Consider the following 21,077-nt stretch of genomic DNA (forward strand, 5'->3'; position numbering starts at 1 on the left):
CGCGCCTCTCCCTTAAGGTAGGGCGCGAATAGACAACCGGCCGGCCCAAGCTCTCTTGGATGTCGACCCAAGACGGACGCCTATGAACCCGAATTTTCTAGATTTCGAACAGCCGATCGCCGACCTGCAAGCCAAGATCGAAGAGTTGCGCTTGGTCGGTAATGACAATTCGCTGAATATCGGCGATGAGATCTCCCGCCTGCAGGACAAAAGCAGCACCTTGACCGAAGACATCTTCGGCAAGCTGACCAGCTGGCAGATCGCGCGTCTGGCGCGTCACCCGAAACGTCCATACACCCTGGACTACATCGAACACATCTTCACCGAGTTCGACGAACTGCACGGCGACCGTCACTTCTCCGACGACGCAGCCATCGTTGGTGGCATCGCCCGCCTGGACGACCAGCCGGTGATGATCATCGGTCACCAGAAAGGCCGTGAAGTGCGCGAGAAGGTTCGCCGCAACTTCGGCATGCCGCGTCCGGAAGGCTACCGTAAGGCTTGCCGTCTGATGGAAATGGCCGAACGCTTCAAAATGCCGATTCTGACCTTCATCGACACCCCGGGTGCTTATCCAGGTATCGACGCCGAAGAGCGCAACCAGAGCGAAGCGATTGCCTGGAACCTGCGCGTCATGGCACGCCTCAAGACCCCAATCATCGCCACCGTAATCGGTGAAGGTGGTTCCGGTGGTGCATTGGCAATCGGTGTTTGCGATCAGTTGAACATGCTGCAGTACTCGACCTACGCGGTGATTTCGCCGGAAGGTTGCGCATCGATCCTGTGGAAAACCGCCGAGAAAGCTCCGGATGCCGCTGAAGCCATGGGCATCACCGCTGAGCGCCTGAAAGGCCTGGGCATCGTCGACAAAGTAATCGGCGAGCCGTTGGGCGGCGCTCACCGCGATCCGGCTGCTGCTGCGGCATCGATCCGTGCCGAGCTGAGCTCGCAACTGGCGATGCTGAAGAAGTTCGACAACGAAGCGCTGCTGGCCCGTCGTTACGAGCGTCTGATGAGCTACGGTCTCTGATCTGACCTCGGCTTCAATGTGGGAGCGGGCTTGCTTGCGAAAGCGGTATAACATTCAACGGGTGTGTTGAATGTTAGGCAGCCTTCGCGAGCAAGCCCGCTCCCACATTTGTTTTGTGTGAAGTGATCGATATGAGCCAGTCCATGATTGATCTGTCTGCGAGGCTTCTGCTGAACCTCAAGCCTTGGCGCACCGCCGCCACCTGGCGCATCGCCTTCTCCGGCGGTCTCGACTCCACCGTCCTGCTGCACCTTCTCGCACACCTCGCTAAAACCCAATCCCTGCCGGCACTCAGCGCTATCCATGTTCATCACGGCCTCCAGGCTGCGGCCGATGCGTGGCCAGCGCATTGTCAGTCAGTCTGTGATGCGCTGGGTGTGCCGCTCGAGGTTGTCCGCGTCCAGGTTCAGTCAGGCGCCAGCCTTGAGCGTGCCGCCCGGGACGCGCGTTATGGCGCCTTCATCAAGTCCACTCACGCCAATGAAGTACTGCTGACCGCCCAGCACCGTGACGACCAGGCCGAAACCCTGCTGTTTCGACTGTTGCGCGGGGCCGGGGCGCGGGGGTTGTCGGGAATGCCGAGTGAGCGGGCGTTAGGGCAGGGGCATTTGCTTCGACCGCTGCTGGACGTCACTCGGGCAGAGCTTGAGATGTATGCCGCCGAGCACCAATTGGGCTGGATCGAAGATCCCTCGAATGAGGATCGGCAATTTTCGCGCAATTACCTGCGGCATCAGGTGTTCCCGGTGTTGACCGAGCGTTGGCCGCAAGCGCAGGCGACCATGGCCCGCAGCGCCGGTCATTTGCGCGAAGCTCAAGGACTGCTCGATGAGTTGGCGCAGATCGATCTGGGAGAGGCGGGTCACTGCAGTGATTTCGATTGGCTGGGCTTATCGTCCTTGGAGCTGGCGGCATTGGAAAAGCTGTCTGCCGCTCGTCAGCGCAATGCCTTGAGTCACTGGTTGGCGACCCGGACGCGGTTGCCGGACAGCGACCATTGGTCGGGTTGGCAAGATCTTCGCGATGCCACCGGCGATGCCTGTCCGGTCTGGCGACTGGCGGACGGTGAATTGCATCGCGCGAGCGGGCGTATCTGGTGGTTGTCCGGTGCATGGTTGCGCACGCCGCCGGTGGTCGGACGCTGGGTTGATCCCACGTTGCCGCTGGCGTTGCTCGATAACGGCCTGCTCTCAATGACCGGGCAGGTCCCCGATGGCCCGCTGCATATCCGCTATCGTGAAGGTGGTGAAATCATGAATTTGCCTGAGCGCGGCCACCGCGACCTGAAGCGTTTGCTTAATGAACGTGGTGTACCGTCATTTGCCCGTGGCAGATTGCCGCTGCTCTATCGCGGCGAGCAATTGCTGGCGGTGGCGGGGTTGCGGGGGTTAAATGGCAGTTTGCGTGAGGGCTGGAATTTACATTGGCAGCCGCCGAGCGAAGATCAAGGTTTGAGCTGAAAGGGGCTTTCCGGTAGACTACGCTCCCTTCTTGATACAACTTCTGTGGATTCGCCTGAATTGCAGGAGTTGCCGATTACCAAGCAGTCTTTGCTGGGCGATTCCAAAAAATGTGTAGCGAGCAACGCACCGGTGTTTCATCTCCCGGTCTGTCCCAACGCGGCGGTTTTTTTGAAAGATGCACTGTGATTAATGCAGGTGATCGGGGGCTTCGGCCTTCCTTCGCTTTCCCCGGCGGCTCGGACCGCTTTAACGCAGACTTCTAGGGTTTTTCATGACGCGCTACATATTCGTCACGGGCGGTGTTGTTTCTTCATTGGGGAAAGGCATTGCCTCGGCTTCATTGGCGGCCATCCTGGAGGCGCGGGGACTTAAGGTCACCATGCTGAAGCTGGACCCGTACATCAACGTTGACCCGGGCACCATGAGCCCGTTCCAGCACGGTGAAGTGTTCGTCACCCACGACGGCGCCGAGACCGACCTGGACCTGGGCCACTACGAGCGGTTCATCCGCACGACCATGACCCAGAACAACAACTTCACCACCGGCCGTGTCTACGAACACGTCCTGCGCAAAGAGCGCCGTGGTGATTACCTGGGCGCCACCATCCAGGTGATCCCGCACATCACCGACGAAATCAAGCGCCGGATCATCAAGGGCGCCGGCGATGCCGACGTGGCGATGGTCGAGATCGGTGGCACCGTGGGTGACATCGAGTCGCAACCGTTCCTGGAAGCGATCCGTCAATTGCGTTTCGAAGTCGGCGCCAAGCGCGCGATGCTGATGCACCTGACGCTGGTGCCGTACATCGCCACTGCCGGCGAAACCAAAACCAAGCCAACCCAGCACTCGGTCAAGGAACTGCGTTCCATCGGCCTGCAGCCTGACGTGCTGGTGTGCCGCTCCGATCACCCGATCGACATCTCGTCGCGTCGCAAGATCGCCCAGTTCACCAACGTTGAAGAACGTGCGGTGATCGCGCTGGAAGACGCCGACACCATCTACAAGATCCCGGGCATCCTGCATTCGCAAGGCCTGGATGATTTTGTCGTTGAGCGTTTCGGCCTGCAATGTGGCGGCGCCGATCTGTCCGAGTGGGAAGCCGTGGTTGACGCCAAGCTCAACCCTGAGCACGAAGTCACCATCGCCATGGTCGGCAAGTACATGGAACTGCTGGACGCCTACAAGTCGCTGATCGAAGCGATGAGTCATGCCGGCATCAGCAACCGCACCAAGGTCAACCTGCGCTACATCGATTCCGAAGACATCGAAAACCAGGGCACCGCGCTGCTGGAAGGTGTCGACGCGATCCTCGTGCCGGGCGGCTTCGGTCTGCGTGGCGTGGAAGGCAAGATCACCGCCGTTCAATTCGCTCGCGAAAACAAGATTCCGTACCTGGGTATCTGCCTGGGCATGCAAGTGGCCGTGATCGAGTTCGCTCGTAACGTGCTGGGCTGGAAAGACGCCAACTCCACCGAGTTCGATCGCACCAGCGGTCACCCGGTCGTGGGCCTGATCACCGAGTGGGAAGATGCCACCGGCGCTGTCGAAACTCGTACCGAAGCGTCCGATCTGGGCGGCACCATGCGTCTTGGCGCACAGGAATGCCTGCTGGAGCCGGGTTCGCTGGTTCACGATTGCTACGCCAAAGACGTGATCGTCGAGCGTCATCGTCATCGCTACGAAGTGAACAACAACCTGCTGCCGCAAATCATGGAAGCCGGCCTGAAAATCTCCGGTCGCTCCGGTGATGGTGCGCTGGTTGAAGTGGTTGAAGCACCGGATCATCCTTGGTTCGTCGCTTGCCAATTCCACCCTGAGTTCACCTCGACACCGCGCGACGGCCACCCGTTGTTCACCGGCTTCGTCAAGGCAGCGTTGACTCAACACCAGAAGAAGGCATAAATCCGATGGCGCAGAAGATCATCCGTGTAGGCGATATCGAGATTGCCAACGACAAGCCAATGGTGCTTTTCGGTGGCATGAACGTGCTGGAAAGCCGCGACATGGCGATGCAGGTCTGCGAAGAGTACGTCAAGGTCACCGAGAAACTCGGTATCCCCTACGTGTTCAAGGCCAGTTTCGACAAGGCTAACCGTTCCTCCGTGACCTCTTACCGTGGCCCAGGCCTGGAAGAGGGCATGCGGATCTTCCAGGACATCAAGCAAGCCTTCGGCGTGCCGATCATCACCGACGTCCACGAGCCTGAACAGGCCGCGGTCGTCGCTGAAGTCTGCGACATCATCCAGCTGCCGGCCTTCCTGTCGCGCCAGACCGACCTCGTGGTCGCGATGGCCAAGACTGGCGCGGTGATCAACATCAAGAAAGCCCAGTTCCTCGCACCGCACGAGATGAAACACATCCTGAGCAAGTGCGTGGAAGCGGGCAACGATCAGTTGATCCTGTGCGAACGCGGTTCGAGCTTCGGCTACAACAACCTGGTCGTCGACATGCTCGGCTTCGGCATCATGAAGCAGTTCGAATACCCGGTGTTCTTCGACGTGACCCATTCGCTGCAAATGCCTGGCGGTCGTTCCGATTCCGCTGGCGGTCGTCGCGCCCAGGTCACCGACCTGGCCAAGGCCGGCATCAGCCAGTCCTTGGCGGGTTTGTTCCTCGAAGCCCATCCGGACCCGGACAACGCCAAATGCGACGGGCCTTGCGCCTTGCGCCTGGACAAACTGGAGCCATTCCTGGCCCAGCTCAAAGCTTTGGACGAACTGGTTAAGAGTTTTCCGACGGTAGAAACCGCGTAAACCTCATTTCTCCGGTAAAGTACCGCACGATTTAATGTTCAGGCCCTCGGGCCTGAGCCTTATCGTCCGCAAGCCTGCCCGCTGCACATCACTTGCCGACGGTAAAAGATTTCCTCTAGCTGCGTCGTTTTCGTCAACTTTGGAGTGTTTACAACAATGGCAAAAATCGTCGACATCAAAGGTCGTGAAGTTCTCGACTCCCGTGGCAATCCCACCGTCGAAGCGGACGTGCTTCTCGATAACGGCATCATCGGCAGCGCTTGCGCGCCGTCCGGTGCTTCCACTGGCTCGCGTGAAGCACTCGAGCTGCGTGATGGCGACAAAAGCCGTTACCTGGGCAAGGGCGTACTCAAAGCCGTAGCCAACATCAACGGTCCGATTCGCGACCTGCTGTTGGGTAAAGACCCAAGCGACCAGAAAGCCCTCGATCACGCGATGATCAAGCTCGACGGTACTGAAAACAAAGGTTCCCTGGGCGCCAACGCGATCCTCGCCGTTTCCCTGGCCGCGGCCAAGGCAGCAGCACAGGACCAGGACCTGCCGCTGTACGCTCACATCGCCAACCTGAACGGCACTCCGGGTGTCTACTCGATGCCGGTTCCGATGATGAACATCATCAACGGTGGCGAGCACGCCGATAACAACGTCGACATCCAGGAATTCATGGTTCAGCCAGTTGGCGCCAAGTCTTTCTCGGAAGGTCTGCGCATGGGCACCGAGATTTTCCATCACCTCAAAGCTGTGCTGAAGGCCCGTGGCCTGAGCACTGCGGTCGGTGACGAAGGTGGTTTCGCACCCAACCTGGCCTCCAACGAAGACGCTTTGAAAGTGATCTCCGAAGCCGTGGCCAACGCCGGTTACAAGCTGGGCACCGACGTGACCCTGGCACTGGACTGCGCCGCCAGCGAATTCTACGAAGACGGCAAATACAACCTGTCCGGTGAAGGCCATGTGTTCACCTCTGAAGGTTTTGCTGACTACCTCAAAGGCCTGACCGAGCGCTACCCGATCATCTCCATCGAAGATGGCCTGGACGAGTCCGACTGGGCTGGCTGGAAAGTCCTCACCGACAAGATCGGCGAGAAAATCCAGCTGGTGGGCGACGACCTGTTCGTGACCAACACCAAGATCCTGAAAGAAGGCATCGATAAAAAGATCGCCAACTCGATCCTGATCAAGTTCAACCAGATCGGCACCCTGACCGAAACCCTGGAAGCCATCCAGATGGCCAAGGCCGCTGGTTACACCGCCGTCATCTCGCACCGCTCCGGCGAAACCGAAGATTCGACCATTGCCGACCTGGCTGTGGGCACCGCGGCTGGCCAGATCAAGACCGGCTCCCTGTGCCGTTCCGATCGCGTTTCCAAGTACAACCAACTGCTGCGTATCGAAGAGCAGTTGAACGGCAAAGCCAAGTACAACGGTCGCAGCGAGTTCCGCGGTTAAGTAGTACATGGTAAAAAAGACACCGGATTGTGTCGAAAAAATCGCGACAGCGACGTTTTTGCCACTAATCTGATGCCTTAAGAGCACAAGCCTGGGTCTTCCAGGCTTCGTGCTATCAGAAGCTTCATAGTTTTGGCATGGCTGTCTTTTTTCACTGGATACCTGATATTCGATGCGCAGTCCCAATTGGTTGTTCCTCGTCTTGCTCCTGCTGCTGGCTGGCCTGCAGTACCGCCTGTGGGTGGGAAATGGCAGTCTGGCGCAAGTGGCCGAGCTGACTCAGCAGATTGCGGATCAACACGCCGAGAACGAAGGTTTACTCGAGCGCAATCGGGTGATGGACGCTGAAGTCAGTGAGTTGAAAAAAGGCATGGAGACCGTTGAAGAGCGGGCTCGTCATGAGTTGGGCATGGTCAAGGACGGTGAAACCCTTTACCAGTTGGCTCAATGATCCAGTCGTTACCGGCCTTCTGGGCCGTAATTCCTGCCGCGGGCGTCGGTGCCCGTATGGCCGCGGACCGTCCCAAGCAATACTTGCAACTGGGCGGGCGCACTATTCTCGAACACAGCCTCGGCTGTTTCCTTGATCATCCTGCCCTGAAGGGGTTGGTGGTCAGTCTCGCGATTGATGATCCTTATTGGCCGAACCTGGCCTGTGCCTCCGACCCTCGCATTCAGCGGGTCGAGGGTGGCGCCGAGCGTTCCGGGTCGGTGCTCAATGCGTTGCTGCACTTGCATGCGCTGGGTGCTGATGATGAGGATTGGGTGTTGGTGCATGACGCTGCACGACCGAATCTGGCCCGGGACGATCTCGACAAGTTACTCAGTGAACTGGCGGATGACCCGGTCGGCGGACTGTTGGCGGTGCCGGCGCGCGATACCTTGAAGCGGGTTGATAAGCACGGTCGTGTGGTTGAAACCGTGGATCGCAGCGTGATCTGGCAAGCCTATACGCCGCAGATGTTTCGCCTCGGGGCGTTGCATCGGGCATTAGCTGACAGTCTGGTGGCCGATGCAGTGATCACTGATGAAGCTTCGGCGATGGAATGGTCAGGTTTGGCGCCACGCTTGATCGAAGGTCGGTCCGATAACCTGAAGGTCACCCGCCCGGAAGACCTGGAGTGGTTGCGTCAGCGTTGGGCTAACCGCCGCTAAAAGATCGCAGCCTCGTTGCACTCGACAGCTCCTACCTTGTTCGCGCTCACCGTACGGCACCTGTAGGAGCTGTCGAGTGCAACGAGGCTGCGATCTTTTGATCTTCAAACCCTCAAACCCGATACTCCGGTCGCTCAGCCAATCCCTCCTTCAAGAAATCCACCAACTTGCGCACCTTCGGCGACAGATGCCGTTGCTGTGGATAAAGCGCCCACACCGCAGTATTCGGCGGTTGATGCGCATCAAGCAGCGAAATCAATGCTCCGCTTTTCAGATGCTCCAGCACGTAATAATCCGGCAACTGACACAAACCCACCCCTTGCAGCGCCGCATCCAATACCGCTTGCCCACTGTTACACCGCCAGTTTCCCTGCACTCGCTGGGAAAATTCCCGCCCGTTCTGTTCCAGTTGCCACAGGTCCGAACTGCCGATGAGGCAGTTATGCCGACTCAATTCCGACAAGCTGTGTGGCCGACCGTACCGTTCCACGTAGGACGGTGACGCGCACAGGTACATGCGCCGCGGTGCCAGGCGTGTCGCCACCAACCGTGAATCCTGCAGGCGACCGAGACGGATCGCCAGGTCCAGGCCTTCGTGCACCAGATCGAGTTGGCGATTGCTCAGCTCGATGTCGATCCGCAATTGCGGGTAAAGCCCCATGAAACGGGTTACCAACGGCACGATAAAACGCTCGCCATAAGCCACGGCGCAGGTCATGCGCAGCATGCCTTTGGGCTCGCTGGTGAGGTCACCGACCGCGCGCAATGCTTCTTCGCGACCATCCTGTAGACGCTGGCAATGTTGCAGGAATGTTTGCCCGGCCTCGGTCAGCGTGACCCGGCGGGTGCTGCGGTACAGCAGGCGCGTCTGAAGGCGTTCCTCCAGACGTACGATTTGTCGGCTGACATGGGAGGACGAAACCCCAAGGCGTTCAGCCGCGGCGGTGAATTGGCTGCACTCGGCGACAGCGACAAACTCGTCGATCCCTTCCCAACGGTTTTCCGACATTTAGGATTATCCCTGTACGGCAATAATATTTTGCATTTGTCCCGATTATTCATCGTACGGCAGTGTATTACACTCCGTGTCTCGTTTTTATTCACTGGAGAGTCAGCATGATCAAGTCGCGCGCCGCCGTTGCCTTCGAGGCCAAGAAACCCCTCGAAATCGTTGAAGTCGATGTCGCCATGCCGAAGGCCGGTGAAGTCCTGCTGCGCGTGGTGGCTTCCGGTGTTTGCCACACTGACGCGTATACCTTGTCCGGCGCCGACCCGGAAGGCATCTTCCCGTCGATCCTCGGTCACGAAGGTGGCGCGGTGGTCGAAGCGATCGGCGAGGGCGTGACCTCGGTGGCTGTCGGCGATCACGTAATCCCGCTGTACACCCCGGAATGCCGCCAGTGCAAATTCTGCCTGTCAGGCAAAACCAACCTTTGCCAGGCTATTCGTGCCACCCAAGGCAAAGGCCTGATGCCGGATGGCACTTCGCGTTTTTCCTACAAGGGCCAGCCGATTTTCCACTACATGGGCACCTCGACGTTCTCCGAGTACACCGTGTTGCCGGAAATCTCCGTCGCCAAGATTCCAAAAGAAGCGCCACTGGAAAAAGTCTGCCTGCTGGGCTGTGGTGTCACCACCGGCATCGGCGCGGTACTGAATACCGCCAAGGTAAAACCGGGTGACACCGTCGCGATCTTTGGCCTCGGCGGCATCGGTTTGTCAGCGGTAATCGGTGCAGCTAAAGCCAAGGCTGCACGCATCATTGCCATCGACATCAACCCGGCCAAGTTCGAGATCGCCAAGCAACTGGGTGCAACCGAGTGCGTTAACCCGAAAGATTTCGATCGTCCGATCCAGGAAGTCATCGTCGACATGACCGACGGCGGCGTCGACTTTTCCTTCGAGTGCATCGGCAACGTGCAATTGATGCGCGCGGCCCTTGAGTGCTGCCACAAGGGGTGGGGCGAGTCGGTGATCATCGGTGTGGCCGGTGCTGGCCAGGAAATCTCGACCCGTCCGTTCCAACTGGTGACCGGTCGCGTCTGGCGCGGTTCGGCGTTTGGCGGCGTGCGCGGGCGTACCGAATTGCCAAGCTACGTTGAAATGGCCGAAACCGGCGAGATCCCGCTGGATACTTTCATCACCCACACCATGGGCCTGGAAGACATCAATAAGGCTTTCGACCTGATGCATGAAGGCAAAAGCATCCGCAGCGTCATCCATTTCTGAGGTCGCTCATGAGCCTGGAAAATATCTCCTGTCAGAAAAGCTTCGGCGGCTGGCACAAACGCTACCGGCATCGCTCCGATGTGCTCGGCTGCGACATGGTGTTCGCCGTGTACTTGCCGCCGCAAGCGGAGCAGGGCGGCAAGTTGCCAGTGCTGTATTGGCTGTCCGGCCTGACCTGCACCGACGAGAACTTCATGCAAAAGGCCGGCGCCATGCGCATGGCCGCCGAGTTGGGGCTGATCATCGTTGCGCCGGACACCAGTCCGCGCGGCGCTGATGTACCGGCCGATCCGGATGGCGCCTGGGATTTCGGCCTCGGTGCCGGCTTCTATCTGAATGCCACGCAGGAACCGTGGTCCCGGCACTACCGGATGCATGACTATGTCGTGCAGGAATTGCCGGCATTGGTCGAAGCGCATTTCCCGGCGTCGGACAAGCGCGGTATCAGTGGTCATTCCATGGGTGGCCATGGGGCGCTGGTCTGTGCCTTGCGCAATCCGGGGCGTTATCAGTCGGTGTCGGCGTTTTCGCCGATCAACAACCCGATGGATTGCCCGTGGGGTCAAAAGGTTTTCTCTCGTTACCTGGGCGAAGACCGTTCGAAGTGGCGCGAGTGGGACGCTTGCGCACTGATCGCTGAAGCCGATGAGCAATTGCCGTTGCTGGTCGACCAAGGTGATCGCGACGATTTCCTCGCCACCCAGCTCAAGCCTGAAGCCCTGCAACAGGCCGCCAAACTGGCTGGTCATCCGCTGACGTTGCGCCTGCAACCGGGCTACGACCACAGCTATTTCTTCATCGCCAGCTTTATAGGCGATCACTTACAGCATCACGCGCGCGCTCTAGGCGCCTAATGCAGGTAGAATCACGCCCTGACAAAAATCGGGGCGTTTTTTTATGCGTATTGGCCACGGCTATGATGTGCACCGTTTCGCTGAAGGCGATTTCATTACTCTGGGCGGCGTGCGCATTGCACACGGCTTCGGGCTGCTCGCTCACTCCGACGGTGACGTCCTGCTGCACGCCTTGAGCGATGCCTTGCTCGGCGCTGCTGCGCTGGGTGATATCGGCAAGCACTTCCCGGACACCGACCCAACGTTCAAGGGCGCCGACAGCCGTGTGCTGTTGCGTCACGTCGTCGCACTGATCCACGCCAAAGGCTGGAAAATCGGCAACGTCGATAACACCATCGTTGCCCAGGCGCCGAAAATGGCCCCGCATATCGAATCGATGCGCGCGCTGATTGCCGCGGATCTTCAAGTTGAGTTGGATCAAGTGAACGTGAAAGCTACCACCACTGAAAAGCTTGGCTTTGTCGGTCGCGAAGAAGGCATCGCCGTGCATTCCGTTGCCTTGTTGCTGCGCGCATGAACGAGCTGCAATTGCTTGGCCCACGAGCCTATGGTGAAGCCCTCGGCACGGCGGTACTGAAAGCCACGGCAGAAGATTTCCAGGTCGACGAAGTGCTCAATATCCCCCTCAGCGGTGATGGCGAGCACTTGTGGATCTGGGTCGAAAAGCGCGGTTTGAACACTGAAGAAGCTGCACGCCGGATTGCCAAGGCTGCCGGTGTGCCGTTGCGCACCGTCAGCTATGCGGGCCTCAAGGACCGTCAGGCGCTGACCCGCCAGTGGTTCAGCGTGCAACTGCCGGGCAAGGCCGATCCTGATCTGTCGGCGGCGGAAAACGAAACGTTGAAAATCCTCAAGACCGGTCGGCACAAACGCAAGTTGCAGCGCGGTGCCCACTCGGCGAATGGCTTCACGTTGCGCCTGACCCAGTTCGCGGGTGATAAAGCGGCAATCGAAGAACGCCTGCAACTGATCGCCCAAAAAGGTATTCCGAATTATTTCGGCGCCCAGCGTTTCGGCTTTGACGGCGGCAACGTGGTCGATGCCCGCGGCTGGGCAGCGCGTAAAGCGCTGCCGGAACAGCGCAATGTGCGTTCGCGCCTGCTCTCTACTGCGCGCAGTTTCCTGTTCAACCAGGTGCTGGCAGCACGCGTTGCCGATGGCACCTGGCAAAAAGCTCTGGTCGGCGATCTGCTGGCTTTCACTGACAGCCGCAGCTTTTTTCCGGCCGGTGAAGCAGAGTGCAGCGATCCGCGCCTGGCGATTCTCGACCTGCATCCGACCGGCCCGCAGTGGGGCGAAGGTGACTCGCCGGCCACGGGCGCTGTCCATGAACTGGAGCAGGAAATCGCCAGCCGCGAAGCAGACTTGCGCGATTGGTTGATTAACGCCGGTATGAGCCACGAACGTCGCATCCTGCGGCTGCCCATTGGTGGGTTGACGTGGCATTATCCCGAGCCTGACATTCTGCAACTGGAATTCGTCCTCCCGGCCGGATGCTTCGCCACTGTATTGGTGCGCGAACTCGTCGATCTGGTGCCGGTGGGGCAGACGGACAGCCCATGCGTATTCTGATTTCTAACGACGATGGGGTAACCGCACCCGGTCTCGCCGCGCTTTATGCTGCGCTGGCGGATTACACCGAGTGCGTGGTTATCGCCCCGGACCAGGACAAAAGCGGCGCCAGCAGTTCGCTGACGCTCGACCGTCCGTTGCACCCGCAAACCCTGGCCAATGGCTTTATCAGCCTGAATGGCACACCCACCGATTGCGTGCACCTGGGCCTTAACGGCTTGCTGGAGCGCCAGCCGGACATGGTGGTTTCCGGCATCAACCTGGGTGCGAACCTGGGGGACGATGTGCTGTATTCCGGCACCGTTGCGGCGGCCCTTGAAGGTCGCTTCCTGGAGCGTCCTTCGTTTGCCTTTTCACTGGTCTCACGGCAAGTAGAGAACCTTCCCACAGCTGCCTACTTTGCGCGCAAACTGGTCGAAGCCCATGCTGACCTCCAGCTGCCACCGCGCACGGTGCTGAACGTGAATATTCCCAACCTGCCGCTGGACCATATCCGCGGAATTCAGTTGACCCGCCTCGGGCATCGCGCCCGCGCCGCGGCACCAATGAAAGTCGTCGATCCACGCGGCAAGTCCGGTTACTGGATTGCCGCCGCCGGGGACGCCGAGGACGGCGGCCCGGGCACCGATTTCCATGCGGTGATGCAGGGCTTTGTATCGATCACGCCACTACAACTGGATCGCACGTTCAATGATGCCTTCAGAAGTCTCGATGGCTGGCTGGAGGGGCTGCGTTAATGTCTCGTGAACAAGACGATATGCTGCGTCGCGGCATCGGGATGACCTCTCAACGAACCCGTGAGCGGCTCATTCAGCGGCTATATGAAGAGGGGATTTCCAACGCCAAGGTGTTGGAAGTGATCCGCCGCACACCCCGTCACCTGTTTGTCGACGAGGCGCTGGCGCATCGCGCCTATGAAGACACCGCACTGCCAATCGGCAACAACCAGACCATCTCCCAGCCTTATATGGTGGCTCGCATGAGCGAGTTGCTGCTGGAGGCGGGTCCGCTGGACAAGGTGATGGAGATCGGCACTGGCTCGGGCTATCAGACCGCTGTGCTGTCGCAGCTGGTGGAGCGGGTGTTCTCCGTGGAGCGCATCAAGGTGTTGCAGGACCGGGCCAAGGAACGCCTGGTCGAGCTGAACCTGCGTAACGTGGTCTTCCGCTGGGGCGATGGCTGGGAAGGCTGGCCTGCATTGGCGCCGTACAACGGCATTATCGTTACCGCCGTCGCCACCGACGTGCCCCAGGCACTGCTCGATCAGTTGGCACCGGGCGGGCGTCTGGTGATTCCGGTCGGCTCCGGAGAGGTCCAGCAATTGATGCTGATCATCCGTGAAGAACAGGGCTTTTCCCGACGCGTTCTGGGGGCGGTGCGCTTCGTACCATTGCTCAACGGGCCACTCGCCTGAGCATTTGTTTTTCCGCGCTGAATTCTCTTCGATTGCCCATGTCTTACAGCGGCGTCGATCAGTTAAACGGGATTCATCGGCAGGCAGCAAACGTGTGCGCGAAGCGATTTCGCTTCATTAAGGGTAAAGCCTGTACGGCCCGTTATACTTGCGACATCTCGTGCCGAAACACGGCAATCCACATTTTCAGCCACCACAAAGGGAGCGGCGGGTGAGTCTCACAGTCATTGCGCAGCGTATGGTTACAACAAGCTTTCAGCGCCTGGTGACTGGCCTTGTCTTGAGCACGTTGCTGGTCGGTTGCTCCAGCACCAAGTCGAGCACCGTAGGTGTGGTGGATCGCAACAAGTCGGTCGCCCAGCGTCCGGCAGTGACGACGGGTCAATACGTCGTTCGACCTAAAGACACCCTGTTCTCGATCGCTTTTCGCTACGGTTGGGACTACAAAGCCCTCGCGGCACGGAACAATATTCCTACGCCGTATACGATCCATCCGGGTCAGACAATTCGCTTCGATGGTCGTACCGGTTCAACGTCTACAGCGGCCGCCAGCGCGTCGGATTCAACGCCTTCATCGTCGCTGAAAACAACGGTAATTCGACGCCAGCCGAATGGCGCAACCACGACCACAGCGGTGGTTGCACCGTCCGTCGCCAACAAGCCAGCACTCGCTCCACTGCCTCCAGCAGGCCCGGCCCCGACCGGCTGGGGATGGCCTTCTAATGGCATATTAATTGGAAAATTCTCTTCAAACGGTAGTTTGAATAAAGGAATTGATATCGCCGGGGATTTGGGACAGCCTGTTTTAGCTGCGTCTGATGGGACGGTGGTATACGCCGGGAGTGGCTTAAGGGGCTACGGCGAATTAGTCATCATCAAACACAGCGATACCTACGTCAGTGCCTACGGACATAACCGCAGGCTTTTGGTTCGGGAGGGGCAGCAGGTCAAAGTCGGACAGACAATTGCCGAAATGGGGTCAACGGGTACAGACCGGGTGAAACTGCATTTTGAGATTCGCCGACAAGGTAAGCCTGTAGATCCGCTGCAATTCCTGCCACGTCGTTGATTTGTTGTCAGCCTGTTCCGTCGCGTAGAGGGAACAGGCTCCAGCGTTGCCAAGGATAAAGGCGCCGCTTGAGCTTGAGGTCGAACTCACCAAAGGACTATAACAATGGCTCTCAGTAAAGAAGTGCCGGAGTTTGACATCGACGATGAGGTTCTCCTTATGGAGACCGGCATCGCTACGGATTCGATGTCGAATGATGAAGGGGCTGCACCGCCTTCCGTTCGCGCAAAATCCAAACACTCCGCTTCGTTAAAGCAACACAAGTACATCGACTACACGCGGGCACTCGATGCCACGCAGTTGTATCTCAATGAAATCGGCTTTTCCCCGCTGCTCTCCCCGGAAGAAGAAGTTCATTTTGCGCGCTTGTCGCAAAGTGGCGATCCTGCCGGGCGCAAGCGCATGATCGAAAGTAACCTGCGGCTGGTGGTGAAAATCGCCCGGCGTTACGTCAATCGTGGCTTGTCGCTGCTGGACCTGATCGAAGAGGGCAACCTCGGGCTGATCCGGGCAGTGGAAAAGTTCGACCCCGAGCGCGGCTTCCGCTTTTCGACCTACGCAACCTGGTGGATTCGTCAGACCATCGAGCGCGCAATCATGAATCAGACCCGGACCATCCGGTTGCCGATCCATGTGGTCAAAGAGCTTAACGTGTACCTGCGGGCTGCACGGGAGCTGACGCAAAAGCTCGATCACGAACCTTCACCCGAAGAAATCGCCAACCTGCTGGAAAAACCGGTAGGTGAGGTCAAGCGCATGCTGGGCCTGAATGAACGGGTTTCTTCGGTCGACGTCTCGCTGGGTCCGGATTCGGATAAAACCCTGCTGGACACCCTTACCGACGATCGTCCAACCGATCCATGCGAACTGCTGCAGGATGATGACCTGTCCCAGAGTATCGATCAGTGGCTCTCGGAGCTGACCGACAAGCAACGCGAGGTGGTCATACGCCGCTTCGGCCTGCGCGGTCACGAGAGCAGCACGCTTGAAGATGTAGGCCTGGAAATCGGTCTTACCCGGGAGCGGGTCAGGCAAATCCAGGTGGAAGGGCTCAAACGCCTTCGAGAAATTCTCGAGAAGAATGGCCTGTCGAGTGAGTCGCTGTTCCAATAAGGCATTCACGCAATGGCACCGAAAAGCCCCGACTGGTTCGGGGCTTTTTGTTGCCTGGGAGAAATCTCAGGTTCGTAGTCTCGCGTTGTAAGACTTCGCTTACTCTTTCGTAAGTGTTCGTTATCTTTACAGGTTGGCAGTTGGCCATTTTCGCAAAGTCGTTATGTTAACTGGCTGACTTATATGGATATTTTGTTTTATGGAGTGCATATGACAGAGCGTTTCGCCAAGGAAGTGCGGTTGCTCATGCCGGGGAATTCTCTAGTATCTGGGTTGTGTCGACGGATAGACACGCCCTTCAAGGAAGAGGGGAAAGGACATCGCAGGAAGCGGTTCATCAGGACGATGAAAAGGAATACAGGGAATAGGGAAAAAATGTGGGCGGGTCAAACCGCCCCTTTTTTTTGCCTGCAAAAAAGTCAAAAGATCGCAGCCTTCGGCAACGCCCACAGATGCGTAGGCGCTGCCGAAGGCTGCGATCTTTTGATCTTCATAAAGCAAAAAGGCCCGCAAGGGGCCTTTTCGAGAACGCGCGGTCAATCAGCGTTCGAGGTCTTTGATCTTGCCTTTGACGCCATCCCACTCTTCGGCATCGGGCATCGATTCTTTCTTCTCGGTGATGTTTGGCCAGATTTCTGCCAGCTCAACGTTCAGCTGAATGAATTCCTGCATCTCTTCCGGGACTTCATCTTCGGAGAAGATGGCCACGGCTGGGCATTCTGGTTCGCACAGTGCGCAGTCGATGCACTCATCCGGGTGAATCACCAGGAAGTTCGGGCCTTCGTAAAAGCAGTCCACCGGACAGACTTCTACGCAGTCGGTGTACTTGCACTTGATGCAGTTGTCGGTGACGACGAAGGTCATTTCTAATTTTCTCCTCAGGCGGCGGCAGCGGAGCCCCTTCACGTTGGGGTCGCCAGGTTCGGGAGCGATAGTCTGCTGGCCAGGCTATGAGCCAGCAGCATCCCAAACCGCGCGAGATTCTAACAGCTTGCAGGCAAAGGCGTTAGATCCGTGTCTTTAGTGTATAGAGCATTTCCAGCGCACGACGCGGACTCATATCGTCCAGATCAAGTTTGGCCAGCTCATCCAGCACCGGATGCGGCAGGCTGGCGAACATGTCGCTCTGCTGCGGCGCGGCCGGTTTGCCTTTGACGGGCTTGGGAACTTCATGCGGCAGGGCGGTGGCTTCCAGTCGACCCAGGTGCTCACGGGCACGCACGATCACTTCGCTCGGCACACCGGCCAACTGCGCAACCGCCAGGCCATAGCTCTGGCTGGCAGGCCCTGGCAGCACGTGGTGCAGGAACACGATGCGTTCGTTGTGCTCGGTCGCATTGAGGTGCACGTTGGCCACCAGCGGTTGGGCTTCCGGCAACACGGTCAGTTCGAAGTAGTGGGTGGCGAACAGCGTGTAGGCGCGCAGATGCGCCAGACGCTCGGCCGCCGCCCAGGCCAGGGACAGACCGTCGAAGGTGCTGGTACCGCGTCCGACTTCGTCCATCAGTACCAGGCTGCGTTCAGTAGCGTTGTGCAGGATGTTTGCGGTTTCGCTCATCTCGACCATGAAGGTCGAACGACCGCCCGCCAAGTCATCGCTGGAACCGATCCGGGTGAAGATGCGATCCACCAGGGACAATTCGCAACTGGCCGCTGGCACGAAACTGCCGATATGCGCCAGCAACACAATCAACGCGGTCTGACGCATGTAGGTGGATTTACCGCCCATGTTCGGACCGGTGATTACCAGCATGCGCGTGTTGTCGTCGAGGCTCAGGTCGTTGGCCACGAACGGCGTGCTCAGGACTTGCTCGACCACCGGGTGACGACCCTGGCTGATGCGCATGCACGGCTCACTGACAAAACGTGGGCAGTTCAGATCGAGGTTCAGTGCGCGTTCCGCGAGGTTGCTCAACACGTCCAGTTCGGCCAGTGCCGCTGCGGTGTCTTGCAGCGGTGGCAGTTGCGAAATCAGGTCTTCGAGCAGCGCTTCGTAGAGCATCTTCTCGCGGGCCAGGGCACGGCTCTTGGCTGACAACGCCTTGTCTTCGAACGCCTTCAGCTCCGGCGTGATAAAGCGCTCGGCGCCTTTGAGCGTCTGGCGGCGAATATAGTCCGCTGGTGCGGACTCGGCTTGCTTGCTCGGCAGCTCAATAAAGTAACCGTGAATGCGGTTGTAGCCGACTTTCAGGTGCGACAGACCAGTGCGTGCCTTTTCACGGGCTTCGAGGTCGATCAGGAATTGCCCGGCGTTTTCGCTGAGCGATTGCAGGTCGTCGAGCTCGGCGTCGTAACCGGTTTTCAACACACCGCCGTCACGGATGACCGCTGGCGGGTTGTCGATAATGGCTTTTTCCAGCAACGCCGCCAGTACCGGGTAGGTACTGGTGGTCGCGGCCAGTTGAATAATGTGCGGGGCTTCGAGTTCGGTCATCGCCACTTGCAGCTCGGGCAGTGCGCCGAGGGCGTCGCGCAGGCGGGCCAAATCGCGAGGACGAGCGTTACGCAAGCCGATCCGCGCCAGAATCCGCTCGATGTCGCCGATTTCCTTGAGCTGCGGTTGCAGCTTTTCGAAACGGTAGGCGTCGAGCAGGCAAGTGATCGAGGACTGACGCGCCAGCAACACGGTCAAATCCCGCAGCGGACGGTTCAACCAACGGGTCAGCAAGCGGCTGCCCATCGCGGTCTGGCAGCGATCGACCACCGATTGCAGAGTGTTCTCGCGACCGCCGGCCAGGTTGGTATCGAGTTCCAGGTTGCGACGGCTCGCGCCATCCAGCACCACGGTGTCGTCCAGACGTTCATGACGAAGGCTGCGCAAGTGTGGCAGGGCGGTGCGCTGGGTTTCCTTGGCGTAACTGAGCAGGCAACCGGCGGCGCCGATGGCCAGGGTCAGGTTCTCGCAACCGAAACCTTTAAGGTCTTGGGTCGAAAATTGTTGGCAGAGACTTTTCAGCGCCGTATCGCGTTCAAAATCCCACGGTGCACGACGACGAACCCCACGACGTTTCTCCGCCGGCAGGTCTTTTGGCCAATCGTCCGGGATCATCAGCTCTACCGGATTGACCCGCTCCAGTTCCGCCAGCAGGTTTTCCCAGCCTTTGATTTCCAGCACGCTGAAGTTGCCGCTGGTGATGTCCAGCACCGCCAGACCGAACAAGCGCTCGTCACCCAGCACCGCCGCGATCAGGTTGTCCCGACGCTCATCCAGCAGCGCTTCATCACTGACCGTACCCGGCGTGATGATCCGCACCACCTGCCGATCTACCGGCCCTTTGCTGGTGGCCGGGTCGCCGACCTGCTCGCAGATCACCACCGACTCGCCGAGCTTGACCAGTTTCGCCAGGTAACCTTCCGCGGCGTGGTAAGGAATCCCACACATCGGAATCGCCTGACCCGCCGACTGCCCACGGGCGGTCAGGGTGATGTCCAGCAACTTGGCAGCCTTCTTCGCGTCTTCATAGAAGATCTCGTAGAAGTCACCCATGCGGTAGAACATCAGCTGGTCAGGGTGCTGATTTTTCAGGCGCCAGTATTGCTGCATCATCGGCGTGTGCGAGGACAGATCGGAGATAGCTTTATTCATCGGAAATCAGGAAAACTCGTTGAAAGGTGTAGGGCAAAGGAGGGGCATCGGCCCGGCTTTTCCGCGATGGGCGCAAGGTTAACATGAGCGGTCTGCAGGACGCAGGCATCAAAGGCCTGCGGCTCATTTCAGCTATCGCTTACGCCGCAGGCGCAGCATTATGCAAATACTCGGGATTGATCGCGCGTGCTATTCGCCAAACTGTTTGTGACAAGTCAACGCTAATAAAAAAGCCCGGCATTTAGCCGGGCTTATCAATAATTCTGTGCGGTTTTATCAGCCCTGCTTGGCTTCCGCCTGCATCATCACGAGGTTCTGTTGCCTGGTCGCCTCGGTCAATACCTCAATGTAAACGCGCTTTTTTTGTTCTGACTTGGCGTTACGAATAAAGTCGGCAAATGAGCTTTTAGCACCTTTGGCTACGCCTGGCTTAATCGAAATCATGAATGCGCTCCTGATGGTAATCCGAGCTCGGCCTCAAGGTCGGCCCTCGTATGGCGCTCAGGTATATGGTAGTCAATTTTATCGACACCGGCTTTGTACAGTCGTCCCGAGTTGTCGATATGCTTGAGCAGTAAATCCACGTGGACATCGCCGCCGTACTCTAGCTTAAGTGCGTTCACAACGTCACGTGCAGCGAAATATTGATCGATGAAATGCTCCTTGCGAATCCTTCGACCCTCAGCTTCCTCTCGAGCTTTGACAAAGCCCCAAGCAAGCTCAGGATTTTGATAGACGTACAAGATCTGCACAAACCTGCCCTTTTTCAAGGATCTCTCAACATTTCTTCTGGCGACATCAATATTCGAGAATGTCCCGTCGAGCACAAAGGACTGTCTCTGATCGAGAGCAAAGTCGAGAATCTTTTCAACCAAAATCGAAACCCCCCCCTGAAATAACCAAGAGTTTGCCCCCGAGTACTCTGAAAACTCGTTTCGGAGCTCGTCTGGATCAATCCTCAAGATTTTCGTGTCAGAGAAAAGGTTTACAAGGGCTATGGAGGCTTCAGTTTTTCCAGCTCCTGGGGAGCCAGCCATAAACACCGACACGGGAGCTTCTTCTGCCGGATAAAATTTCTTGTCCGTCCGGCGCTTCCCGATTGCCTTCTTGTTTGTGCGCGCGAAGCTGACAGCTTGAGCCGATATCCTCATCTCTTCGGGCATCATCACTTGCCTTGCCGGGATCATCTCATTCGCCACCAGCAAACTCCTTCTTGTCAGTTTGTACTGTCTAGGATCGCGGAGCTTATCCCGGTTTTGCAGGCTAAAAATGGTGGTAAATGAAACAAGGATTGTAGACACAGGCTCTCTAAAAGCTTTTTCCTGCAAGGCAGCCGATCCTACCTGTCCATAATGCTGCAACATTTTTGGTTTTTATGCATATCTGCATTTG

The 21,077-nt window shown here is 58.2% G+C and carries 21 protein-coding genes; 15 read left to right on the top strand and 6 right to left on the bottom strand.

Going from position 1 to position 21,077, the window contains the following annotated elements; translation table 11 throughout:
- Positions 1–82: 82 nt before the first annotated feature.
- The 7 genes from LOY68_RS06045 to ispD all read left to right on the top strand — a co-directional run bounded on the left by LOY68_RS06045 (position 83) and on the right by ispD (position 7,848).
- Entirely contained in the window at positions 83–1,030 is a 948-nt protein-coding gene (locus LOY68_RS06045; RefSeq protein ID WP_010462799.1) for an acetyl-CoA carboxylase carboxyltransferase subunit alpha, read from the top strand.
- Between the two features lie 131 nt (positions 1,031–1,161).
- A complete protein-coding gene (gene tilS, locus LOY68_RS06050) occupies positions 1,162–2,490 on the top strand; it encodes a tRNA lysidine(34) synthetase TilS (protein ID WP_265043631.1) in 1,329 nt (442 codons plus the stop codon).
- Between the two features lie 274 nt (positions 2,491–2,764).
- Positions 2,765–4,396, top strand: a complete 1,632-nt coding sequence (locus LOY68_RS06055) for a CTP synthase (protein WP_163908736.1) — start codon at positions 2,765–2,767, stop codon at positions 4,394–4,396.
- A 5-nt stretch (positions 4,397–4,401) separates the two neighbouring features.
- A complete protein-coding gene (gene kdsA, locus LOY68_RS06060) occupies positions 4,402–5,247 on the top strand; it encodes a 3-deoxy-8-phosphooctulonate synthase (RefSeq protein WP_054047163.1) in 846 nt (281 codons plus the stop codon).
- A gap of 156 nt (positions 5,248–5,403) precedes the next feature.
- The gene (gene eno, locus LOY68_RS06065; RefSeq protein ID WP_054047161.1) at positions 5,404–6,693 is read left to right on the top strand and encodes a phosphopyruvate hydratase; all 1,290 of its coding nucleotides are present in this window, start codon (positions 5,404–5,406) and stop codon (positions 6,691–6,693) included.
- A 172-nt stretch (positions 6,694–6,865) separates the two neighbouring features.
- A complete protein-coding gene (gene ftsB, locus LOY68_RS06070) occupies positions 6,866–7,144 on the top strand; it encodes a cell division protein FtsB (protein ID WP_008028992.1) in 279 nt (92 codons plus the stop codon).
- Complete coding sequence (gene ispD / locus LOY68_RS06075) at positions 7,141–7,848, top strand: 2-C-methyl-D-erythritol 4-phosphate cytidylyltransferase (RefSeq protein ID WP_265043637.1); 708 nt, start codon at positions 7,141–7,143, stop codon at positions 7,846–7,848. The genes ftsB and ispD overlap by 4 nt, the downstream gene beginning before the upstream one ends.
- A gap of 112 nt (positions 7,849–7,960) precedes the next feature.
- Here ispD and LOY68_RS06080 read toward each other — a convergent pair whose 3' ends face one another.
- Positions 7,961–8,857 (bottom strand): LysR substrate-binding domain-containing protein, encoded by an 897-nt coding sequence (locus LOY68_RS06080; protein ID WP_054047157.1) that lies wholly within the window; start codon positions 8,855–8,857, stop codon positions 7,961–7,963.
- 107 nt (positions 8,858–8,964) lie between these two features.
- Here LOY68_RS06080 and LOY68_RS06085 point away from each other — a divergent pair, with 107 nt between their 5' ends.
- The 8 genes from LOY68_RS06085 (at position 8,965) to rpoS (ending at position 16,099) form a co-directional block, all read left to right on the top strand.
- Entirely contained in the window at positions 8,965–10,077 is a 1,113-nt protein-coding gene (locus tag LOY68_RS06085) for an S-(hydroxymethyl)glutathione dehydrogenase/class III alcohol dehydrogenase (protein ID WP_054616002.1), read from the top strand.
- An 8-nt stretch (positions 10,078–10,085) separates the two neighbouring features.
- Positions 10,086–10,931 (top strand): S-formylglutathione hydrolase, encoded by an 846-nt coding sequence (fghA, locus tag LOY68_RS06090; RefSeq protein WP_265043640.1) that lies wholly within the window; start codon positions 10,086–10,088, stop codon positions 10,929–10,931.
- A 43-nt stretch (positions 10,932–10,974) separates the two neighbouring features.
- Positions 10,975–11,448 (top strand): 2-C-methyl-D-erythritol 2,4-cyclodiphosphate synthase, encoded by a 474-nt coding sequence (ispF, locus tag LOY68_RS06095; RefSeq protein ID WP_054047151.1) that lies wholly within the window; start codon positions 10,975–10,977, stop codon positions 11,446–11,448.
- Positions 11,445–12,503: a tRNA pseudouridine(13) synthase TruD gene (gene truD, locus LOY68_RS06100; RefSeq protein WP_265043642.1), complete on the top strand. Its 1,059-nt coding sequence runs from the start codon at positions 11,445–11,447 to the stop codon at positions 12,501–12,503. The genes ispF and truD overlap by 4 nt, the downstream gene beginning before the upstream one ends.
- Positions 12,491–13,240, top strand: coding sequence for a 5'/3'-nucleotidase SurE (gene surE, locus LOY68_RS06105; protein WP_054047146.1), 750 nt, complete (start codon positions 12,491–12,493; stop codon positions 13,238–13,240). The genes truD and surE overlap by 13 nt, the downstream gene beginning before the upstream one ends.
- Before the next feature lie 41 nt (positions 13,241–13,281).
- A complete protein-coding gene (locus tag LOY68_RS06110; protein WP_173860469.1) occupies positions 13,282–13,917 on the top strand; it encodes a protein-L-isoaspartate(D-aspartate) O-methyltransferase in 636 nt (211 codons plus the stop codon).
- A gap of 211 nt (positions 13,918–14,128) precedes the next feature.
- The gene (locus LOY68_RS06115; RefSeq protein ID WP_265043645.1) at positions 14,129–14,986 is read left to right on the top strand and encodes a peptidoglycan DD-metalloendopeptidase family protein; all 858 of its coding nucleotides are present in this window, start codon (positions 14,129–14,131) and stop codon (positions 14,984–14,986) included.
- A 105-nt stretch (positions 14,987–15,091) separates the two neighbouring features.
- On the top strand, positions 15,092–16,099 hold the full coding sequence (rpoS, locus tag LOY68_RS06120) for an RNA polymerase sigma factor RpoS (protein ID WP_054047143.1): 1,008 nt from the start codon (positions 15,092–15,094) through the stop codon (positions 16,097–16,099).
- Between the two features lie 261 nt (positions 16,100–16,360).
- Here rpoS and LOY68_RS06125 read toward each other — a convergent pair whose 3' ends face one another.
- From LOY68_RS06125 to LOY68_RS06145, 5 genes are all read right to left on the bottom strand, one after another.
- Positions 16,361–16,639, bottom strand: coding sequence for a hypothetical protein (locus LOY68_RS06125; protein ID WP_265043646.1), 279 nt, complete (start codon positions 16,637–16,639; stop codon positions 16,361–16,363).
- Positions 16,640–16,963, bottom strand: a complete 324-nt coding sequence (gene fdxA / locus LOY68_RS06130; protein WP_054047139.1) for a ferredoxin FdxA — start codon at positions 16,961–16,963, stop codon at positions 16,640–16,642.
- A 142-nt stretch (positions 16,964–17,105) separates the two neighbouring features.
- Positions 17,106–19,673, bottom strand: a complete 2,568-nt coding sequence (mutS, locus tag LOY68_RS06135) for a DNA mismatch repair protein MutS (protein WP_265045750.1) — start codon at positions 19,671–19,673, stop codon at positions 17,106–17,108.
- A gap of 288 nt (positions 19,674–19,961) precedes the next feature.
- The gene (locus LOY68_RS06140; protein ID WP_204280783.1) at positions 19,962–20,129 is read right to left on the bottom strand and encodes a hypothetical protein; all 168 of its coding nucleotides are present in this window, start codon (positions 20,127–20,129) and stop codon (positions 19,962–19,964) included.
- Complete coding sequence (locus LOY68_RS06145; RefSeq protein WP_163910389.1) at positions 20,126–20,851, bottom strand: zeta toxin family protein; 726 nt, start codon at positions 20,849–20,851, stop codon at positions 20,126–20,128. The genes LOY68_RS06140 and LOY68_RS06145 overlap by 4 nt, the downstream gene beginning before the upstream one ends.
- Positions 20,852–21,077: the final 226 nt, after the last annotated feature.

Source organism: Pseudomonas sp. B21-053 (assembly GCF_026016365.1).
Lineage (GTDB): Bacteria > Pseudomonadota > Gammaproteobacteria > Pseudomonadales > Pseudomonadaceae > Aquipseudomonas > Aquipseudomonas nunensis.